The 6928-nt window shown below is 39.5% G+C and carries 9 protein-coding genes; 7 read left to right on the forward strand and 2 right to left on the reverse strand.

Annotated features, from left to right (window positions below; genetic code table 11):
- Positions 1 to 182: 182 nt before the first annotated feature.
- Together AAGC65_RS23825 and AAGC65_RS23830 are read left to right on the forward strand one after the other, a co-directional pair.
- The gene (locus tag AAGC65_RS23825; RefSeq protein WP_343114968.1) at positions 183 to 1403 is read left to right on the forward strand and encodes a HAMP domain-containing sensor histidine kinase; all 1221 of its coding nucleotides are present in this window, start codon (positions 183 to 185) and stop codon (positions 1401 to 1403) included.
- The gene (locus AAGC65_RS23830; RefSeq protein WP_343114969.1) at positions 1381 to 1896 is read left to right on the forward strand and encodes a DinB family protein; all 516 of its coding nucleotides are present in this window, start codon (positions 1381 to 1383) and stop codon (positions 1894 to 1896) included. Before AAGC65_RS23825 ends, AAGC65_RS23830 begins: the two co-directional genes overlap by 23 nt.
- Before the next feature lie 77 nt (positions 1897 to 1973).
- On the opposite strand, the gene AAGC65_RS23835 is transcribed toward AAGC65_RS23830, so the two are convergent.
- Together AAGC65_RS23835 and AAGC65_RS23840 are read right to left on the reverse strand one after the other, a co-directional pair.
- Positions 1974 to 2351, reverse strand: a complete 378-nt coding sequence (locus tag AAGC65_RS23835) for a DUF6249 domain-containing protein (RefSeq protein ID WP_343114970.1) — start codon at positions 2349 to 2351, stop codon at positions 1974 to 1976.
- 301 nt (positions 2352 to 2652) lie between these two features.
- Positions 2653 to 3342, reverse strand: coding sequence for an SIMPL domain-containing protein (locus AAGC65_RS23840; RefSeq protein WP_343114971.1), 690 nt, complete (start codon positions 3340 to 3342; stop codon positions 2653 to 2655).
- Positions 3343 to 3648: 306 nt separating this feature from the next.
- Between AAGC65_RS23840 and AAGC65_RS23845 the strand changes: the two genes are divergently transcribed.
- The 5 genes from AAGC65_RS23845 to AAGC65_RS23865 all read left to right on the forward strand — a co-directional run bounded on the left by AAGC65_RS23845 (position 3649) and on the right by AAGC65_RS23865 (position 6690).
- A complete protein-coding gene (locus AAGC65_RS23845) occupies positions 3649 to 4419 on the forward strand; it encodes a Ku protein (RefSeq protein WP_343114972.1) in 771 nt (256 codons plus the stop codon).
- Positions 4420 to 4643: 224 nt separating this feature from the next.
- Positions 4644 to 5108, forward strand: a complete 465-nt coding sequence (locus AAGC65_RS23850; RefSeq protein WP_343114973.1) for a ferritin-like domain-containing protein — start codon at positions 4644 to 4646, stop codon at positions 5106 to 5108.
- A 184-nt stretch (positions 5109 to 5292) separates the two neighbouring features.
- On the forward strand, positions 5293 to 5448 hold the full coding sequence (locus AAGC65_RS23855) for a lmo0937 family membrane protein (protein WP_183561773.1): 156 nt from the start codon (positions 5293 to 5295) through the stop codon (positions 5446 to 5448).
- A gap of 169 nt (positions 5449 to 5617) precedes the next feature.
- The gene (locus AAGC65_RS23860; protein ID WP_343114974.1) at positions 5618 to 6199 is read left to right on the forward strand and encodes a sigma-70 family RNA polymerase sigma factor; all 582 of its coding nucleotides are present in this window, start codon (positions 5618 to 5620) and stop codon (positions 6197 to 6199) included.
- The gene (locus AAGC65_RS23865) at positions 6196 to 6690 is read left to right on the forward strand and encodes a hypothetical protein (protein ID WP_343114975.1); all 495 of its coding nucleotides are present in this window, start codon (positions 6196 to 6198) and stop codon (positions 6688 to 6690) included. The genes AAGC65_RS23860 and AAGC65_RS23865 overlap by 4 nt, the downstream gene beginning before the upstream one ends.
- Positions 6691 to 6928: the final 238 nt, after the last annotated feature.

Here is a 6928-nt window from a genome sequence, read left to right on the forward strand (position 1 = left end):
ACCACCGGTTGGGCTTGGTGCAAAACGGACTCTTACTTTTTTATCGGTCATGATGGGGCAAAGATAAACTTATTATAGATGTGCGGACATGCGGATGTGCAAATATGCTGATGTGTGAATGTGTGGGTTTCAGATGAGTATATAATTGAAATAATTTTACGTTATTTGATTACTTAGCCAACATGAATCCATACCAACAAAAAAAACGCTGGAAATACTTTCTGCTCGCATTCGCCGTAGTCATAGCAGGCAGCTCATTGATCTATACCAATTACCTGGTTAAAAACATAGCGAGGTCCGAGCGTACGCGTGCGCAGGTTTGGGCATTGAGCATGAAACAGATACTATCATCTGATGATAATGACTTTTTAACCTATGTAATAGCCGTTAGGGATAGTTTAATTGTACCCGCCATTGTTACCGATGAAAACGAAGACTTTAAATATGTGCGTGGCCTGGATACCACCAAAACATTCATCAAGCTTCAGGCCGAAAACAATAAAAAAATGAAGTATGATACGGCATACTTTACATCCGAACTGAAGTATATGAAAAACCAGCATGCGCCTATTAAACTTAAGGTGCCTGGCGGCTGGTGGCTGGTGTTTTATAAAGATTCGCCATTACTTACACAGTTGAAGCTATTTCCATATGTTCAGCTGACGTTGATAGCTATATTTTTATTAATGGCCTACACGGCTTTTAGCTCATCGAGAAAATCGGAACAGGATCAGGTTTGGGTGGGTTTGGCCAAGGAAACGGCGCACCAACTGGGTACCCCCATATCGTCATTAATGGCCTGGATAGAGCTGATGAAAGAAAAGTTTGATGCTGAAGATGATGTGCTGGTGGCCGAAATGGAGAATGATGTAAAACGGTTGGAAATAGTAGCCGACCGTTTTTCAAAAATAGGATCGAAACCGGTATTGGAAGATCATCTGGTTTATGATGTAGTAAAAGATTTTGTTGATTATTTTAAGGTACGTGTAAGTAAAAATATAGGATTTGAATTGAGCGGTAACCCGCTGCTGCAAGCCGGTCTTAATATCCCGCTGTTTGATTGGGTACTTGAAAACCTGCTTAAAAACGCTGTTAACGCCATTGATGGAAAAGGCAGCATCAAAATAGATATCAGTAGCGGCAAAGGCAAAACGAAAAATCAGGTTTTTATTGATGTAGCGGATACCGGAAAAGGGATACAGCGCTCTAAATTCGATACCGTTTTTCAGCCAGGTTATACTACACGCAAACGCGGCTGGGGGCTGGGTTTATCATTAACCAAACGTATGGTTGAAAATTATCATAACGGGCAAATATTTGTAAAAGATTCCGAAATAGGTAAGGGAACAACATTTAGGATAGTATTAAAAAATTCACAAAATGATAAGCAAACCACAGCCTGAGGAATACTCGCCATTTGCCGCAGGGTATGTTGGCCTTGTGCCCAACAATAATGTAACTGAACTGCTTGAACAATTAATGACCAACAGTCATCAATTGTTTAGCAACTTAAGCAATGAGCAAGTCGCATATGCCTATGCTCCAGGGAAGTGGACAGTTAAACAGGTTGTTGGTCATATGATTGATACTGAACGCACCTTTGCATACCGGGCGCTGGTTTTTTCGCGCAATCATGTAGAGTTGCCTGGTTTTGATCAGGATGTTTATGTGAACAATACCGATTTTGATGGCCAAAGTATTCAGGATCTGGCGGCTGAGTTTAAGGCAGCCCGCCTCTCAAATATTTATATGATAAAGAGTTTTAGTGAAGAACAATTGCTGCGTACAGGTATTGCCAGTAACCACTTGTTTTCGGTAAGGGCATTGGTATATATGCTGGCCGGGCACGAGCTGCACCACCTGAACGTATTAAAACAACAATACGGTATTTGCTGAATGGGCTGATAGCAACATTAAAGAGGCCATTGTTTTATAAAACAATGGCCTCTTTGTTATAAAAACATGGGTGTTGTTTATTTTGTTAAAGTAGAATCCTCTTTATCCAATACTTCCCTTTTTTCTATACGATAAGAGAGAAACAAACCTAAGCCACCGAATATAGCAATAAGCGCGAAGTACAGTGGAGGTATGCTATCCTCATCTAATTTGCTGTACAGCGAATGATCTAATGTAAAGGCCAGGAATAAGCCAACACCTGCACCAATCAGTAATAACCCCCATTTTAGGTTTTGATAAGGGGCCGATTGTGGTTTGTAGGTACGCGGATCCATACCGCGTTCAATCATTGCCAGTTTCTCGCGTTTGTTTAAATAAACAATGCCGAATATCATTATAAAAAAGCCAAGAGGTATTATTATTCCAGCTAATACCCCTAATTCACCTGCGCCCATAATATTTAAGTTTTAATAAGTTAATAAATTTTTCTTTCGTTTGAATCACCATTATGGTGTATTTGTAAGCTATGACTACATGGTTTTAAAACAGGTTACACCCTATTGGAGAAAAAATTTAGGGGAAGGTGAAAACTTACAAAGTCAACTCACCCGATCCACGCTTCGCTGGATCACCCTCTCTCCGGCTTCGCCGCAAAGAGGGTTAATGACAGAATATATAAAAGAAAACCCCTCTTCCCGCCGAAGGCGAAGAGAGGGGTGTCGAGCGATAGCGATGACGGGGTGAGTCTTCGCAGCCTTATTTTATTTCAAATACCGCCTGTATCTGGAAGCTCAGCTTTATCTTTTTAAAATCAATGTCTGATTCTGCAGGTCCGGCAACATCAGCAGCGGCCGATTTGAACATCATTACGGCACGTGGCTGCGGAAAGCTGCTGTTATCGTTTTCGGTAATGCTGATAGCCGAACCCAGTTTGTCGCCTAAACCATTAACCAGAAACGATGCCTTATCACGAGCCGATAAAAGGGCCTTTAATTTCAGGGTATTTTTCAGGTCGTTAATTTTTGAATAATCGTAGCTTTCAATATTTGTTGATTGTATACCCTTGGCATCAACCTTGGCCAGTATCTGGTTAAACTTGTTCAGGTCGGTAACCTTGATTAAATATTGTTTGCTGGCTAAAAAATCTGGAGCCTTTTTTTTCTGATAGGTGTTGTTCCAGGCCGATACATTGTTCACGGTAAAATCTTCTTTGGCTATACCGGCATCTTTCACGCCTTTTTCCAATTGATTTTCCAGTACATCAATGGTAACCCGGTTTTTACCGTTCATGTATTCCTGTAATGAAATAGAGACATATATAATATCGGGCGTAACTTCCTGTTCGGCAGTTCCGGTAACCTCAATTTTACGGCGCAGGTCAATAGTTTGTGCAAAAGCACCATAAGTAAACGTAAGTAATACGGCAAGGATAAATAGCTTTTTCATGTGATAATTTGTTTTCTAATTGCTATGAAGTGATCAGGAGCAGTTGTTTTTGGGTGAAAGCTCCTGATGGTTTCATGTGATAATTGTTATATAATTTGTATGTATGACTATGTTAACGTATTAAAAGTTTAATGTGTAACAGAACGGCCAATTTATTTGTTTAGTAACCGGTGCTTTATTTAGGGGCTACAAGTACATAAAACTACTATTTTAGAATGTGCTTTGGGACATGCGTTTGAAGATCAATATGATAAAAAACTGTTAGCCCATTTAATGGTTATACCAGAAACATTTAAACATTAGGATATGAGATCTATCTGGAAAGGTTCCATCGGTTTTGGCTTGGTAAGTATTCCGGTAAAGCTTTATTCGGCGGTACAAACCAGCTCGCTTGATTTTGATATGTTGGATAGCCGCGATCATGCACGCATACGTTATCAAAGGGTAAATGAAAATACTCATAAAGAAGTTCCTTATGATAAAATCGTGAAGGGCTACAAGCTAAATGATGATTACGTAATTATGGAGGATCATGATTTTGAGGATGCCGCCCCAGAAAAAAGCAAGGTGGTTGAAATAGAAAGCTTTGTTGACATTGCTGATGTAAACCCTATGTTTTACGAAACCTCATACTATACCGAGCCCGACAACAAAAATAATAAAGCTTATGCCTTGCTACTGAAAGCGCTGCAGCAATCAAAAAAGGCTGGCCTTGCCCGTTTTGTGTTGCGCAGCACTGAAAGCCTGTGTATTGTACACCCGGTAAACAATGTGCTGGTGATAACCCGTATTCGTTTTGGGCAGCAAATACGTGGTACTGAGGACCTGAATATTGCCGATAATGTGGAGGTAAGCAAAAAAGAACTCGATGTTGGTTTGGCGCTGATTAATCAGTACGCAGAAGATTTTGATGTGTCTAAATTTAAAGATGAGTATACCGATGAATTGTTAAACATTATCAAAGCCAAATCAAAAGGTAAACGGGCTACGGTTAAAAAGCTGGAACCGCATAAAACCACAAGCGACGACCTTTATGAGCAATTAATGAGTAGCCTGAAAAATAAAAAAGGTGCTTAATGTATTGTTTATGAGCATGTTGTAAATTATGTTCCCCGGGGAACATATCTTTAGGGACCCTTTCCACTTTACTATACAACTTTATTGTTTATTGCTACACTATGTTTAATTGGTAATAATATTTTTGATTCTAAATTATCGTTATAATTAATTTTGTTTAAAAATATGTAATTTGGCATTGCCTTTGTTTGATGCTTAATACATCAAACTAAAAAAACTTCATCATGGCAACTACCAAAACAAAAGCTCCTCAACAAACAGAAGATGTTCAGGAATCAGCATTAAACGAATTATTTGTTGACGAATTGAAAGACATTTACTGGGCCGAAAAACACCTGGCTAAAGCTTTACCTAAAATGGCCAAAGCGGCAAGTTCAGATGAACTGCGTTCGGCAATTGAAAACCACCTTGCCGAAACCGAGAACCATGTTACTCGTTTAGAGTCAGCATTTGAATCTATCGGCGTTAAGACCGCCGCAGTAAAATGCGAAGCTATGGCTGGCTTAATTAAAGAAGGAGAAGAAATTGTTTCTGAAACCGAGAAGGGCAGCATTACACGTGATGCCGGAATCATATCGGCAGCTCAAAAAATTGAACACTACGAAATAGCATCGTATGGTACACTCAAAACACTGGCTGCCGTACTGGGCTATAACGAAGCCGCGGAATTGTTAGATGCTACCCTGTAGGAAGAGAAAAATGCCGACAGTCTGCTCACCAAAATAGCTGAAGCCGGTATCAATCAATCATCCAGATCAGAGAAAAAATAATTGAGGAAAACTCATGGTTAGCCAAATGTTTTAAAACTTTTTAAGGCATTTGGCTATTATATAAATATCTATCTGTGAAAACATTAACTAAAATTTAATTACTATGAACTCACTATTGTATATAATTGCCGTTATCCTGCTGATAGGCTGGGCAATTGGCGTGTTTTTTACTTCTGTAGGCAGTTTAATACATGTATTGCTGGTTATTGCCATCATTGCTGTACTGTTAGGTATCATTAGGCGACCAACAGCTATTTAAGCTGTTTTTACATAATTGCAGTGCCTCCGGATTATTTCGGAGGCATTTTTGTTTATAGGTATGTTCTTGTAGTATAACTTATTATGCAAGGCTCAGCTTAATTTTAAGTATTTTTATATAAAACCGTGTAACCTGGATTAAAACTACAGCGTCAGAGAGGTTGTAATACATGCAGAGCAAGCTTTCAGATATCGAACTTATACAGCAAACATTGTTGGGAGACCAATCCGCTTATGCCGATCTGGTTAAGCGGCACCAGCGCTTTGTGTTTACACTGGCCTTGCGTTTTGCAAAGGGGAGGGAAGATGCTGAAGAAATAGCTCAGGATTGTTTTGTAAAGGCGTACCGTTCGCTGAGTTCATTTCAGGGGCAGTCAAAGTTTACTACCTGGTTGTATAGTATAGTTTACACTACAGCCATGACATTTTTAAGAAAGAAAAGAATAGCTACAGATTCCATAGACGATGAGAATACTTATATACAAGTTGAAAGTCAGGAATCGGGCTTTGATACGAATAATGTGGAAAATAAATCCAGATTGTTTTACCTTAACCAAGCCATTGACCAGTTGTTGCCTGATGATGCCACCATCATCACCTTATTTTACAAGGGTGAGCAATCGCTTGAAGAAATTGCGCAAGCCCTGGGTATGGAGACAAATACGATTAAGGTTAAACTATTCAGGGCGCGCCAGCGTTTGAAAGAAAAGCTGGAGCGAAATTTAAAACAAGAGGTGAAAGAACTGATATGAACGAGATTGAAGAAAAACTCTGGAACTATATTGATGGAACCTGTACTGCGGCTGAGCAGGAAGCCATTGCCGGGCTGATAGCAAATAACGAGCTGTATGCCAAAAAGTATCAGGAGTTGCTGGCGCTTAACCAGGAGTTTGCCGCTATGGAACTGGATGAACCTCCTATGGCCTTTACCTATAATGTAATGGAGGCTATACGTACAGAAAATGCCCTTCAACCACTTAAGGCGGCTATTGATAAGCGTATTATTAAAAGCATAGCTATTTTCTTTATGGTAACCATTACGGCTTTACTTGTAATGGCATTGTCAAGTATAGATATTTCGGGCATTAAGTTAAACATGACCATGCCTGCCTTAAAGCTGCCCAATGCCGGTAATATTTTAAGCTCGCCGTTTATGAAATGGTTCCTGATATTTGATGTTGTGTTGGCTTTATTTTTAACAGATACTTACTTACGCAGGCGTAAAGCCACAAAACATGTTTAATGTTGTATGCGGTGTATGCCAAACACGACAAGTGACCAAACAATTAGTCACGATGATTACAGGTATGTAATCTGTAGGCAAGTTTGATATTGATTAACAAGCTGTTAAATATTAAATCGGCGCAATAATTTTTTTTGGTATAGTAATTGTTATACCTCTCACGAACTGGTAAACTTACCAGTTTAATTGTGATAAGGTTTAGGTTGAAAGTCCCCCGGAGCAAGTCCAGGGGGCTTTT

The organism is Mucilaginibacter sp. (assembly GCF_039207105.1).
Lineage (GTDB): Bacteria > Bacteroidota > Bacteroidia > Sphingobacteriales > Sphingobacteriaceae > Mucilaginibacter.

Excerpts from the sequence above, each read along its gene's own strand:
- AAGC65_RS23830 (WP_343114969.1), top strand. The coding sequence starts at position 1,381 with ATGATAAGCAAACCACAGCCTGAGGAATACTCGCCATTTGCCGCAGGG.
- AAGC65_RS23855 (WP_183561773.1), top strand. The coding sequence starts at position 5,293 with ATGAACTCACTATTGTATATAATTGCCGTTATCCTGCTGATAGGCTGG.
- AAGC65_RS23825 (WP_343114968.1), top strand. The coding sequence starts at position 183 with ATGAATCCATACCAACAAAAAAAACGCTGGAAATACTTTCTGCTCGCA.
- AAGC65_RS23850 (WP_343114973.1), top strand. The coding sequence starts at position 4,644 with ATGGCAACTACCAAAACAAAAGCTCCTCAACAAACAGAAGATGTTCAG.
- AAGC65_RS23835 (WP_343114970.1), bottom strand. The coding sequence starts at position 2,351 with ATGGGCGCAGGTGAATTAGGGGTATTAGCTGGAATAATAATACCTCTT.
- AAGC65_RS23840 (WP_343114971.1), bottom strand. The coding sequence starts at position 3,342 with ATGAAAAAGCTATTTATCCTTGCCGTATTACTTACGTTTACTTATGGT.
- AAGC65_RS23845 (WP_343114972.1), top strand. The coding sequence starts at position 3,649 with ATGAGATCTATCTGGAAAGGTTCCATCGGTTTTGGCTTGGTAAGTATT.
- AAGC65_RS23865 (WP_343114975.1), top strand. The coding sequence starts at position 6,196 with ATGAACGAGATTGAAGAAAAACTCTGGAACTATATTGATGGAACCTGT.
- AAGC65_RS23860 (WP_343114974.1), top strand. The coding sequence starts at position 5,618 with ATGCAGAGCAAGCTTTCAGATATCGAACTTATACAGCAAACATTGTTG.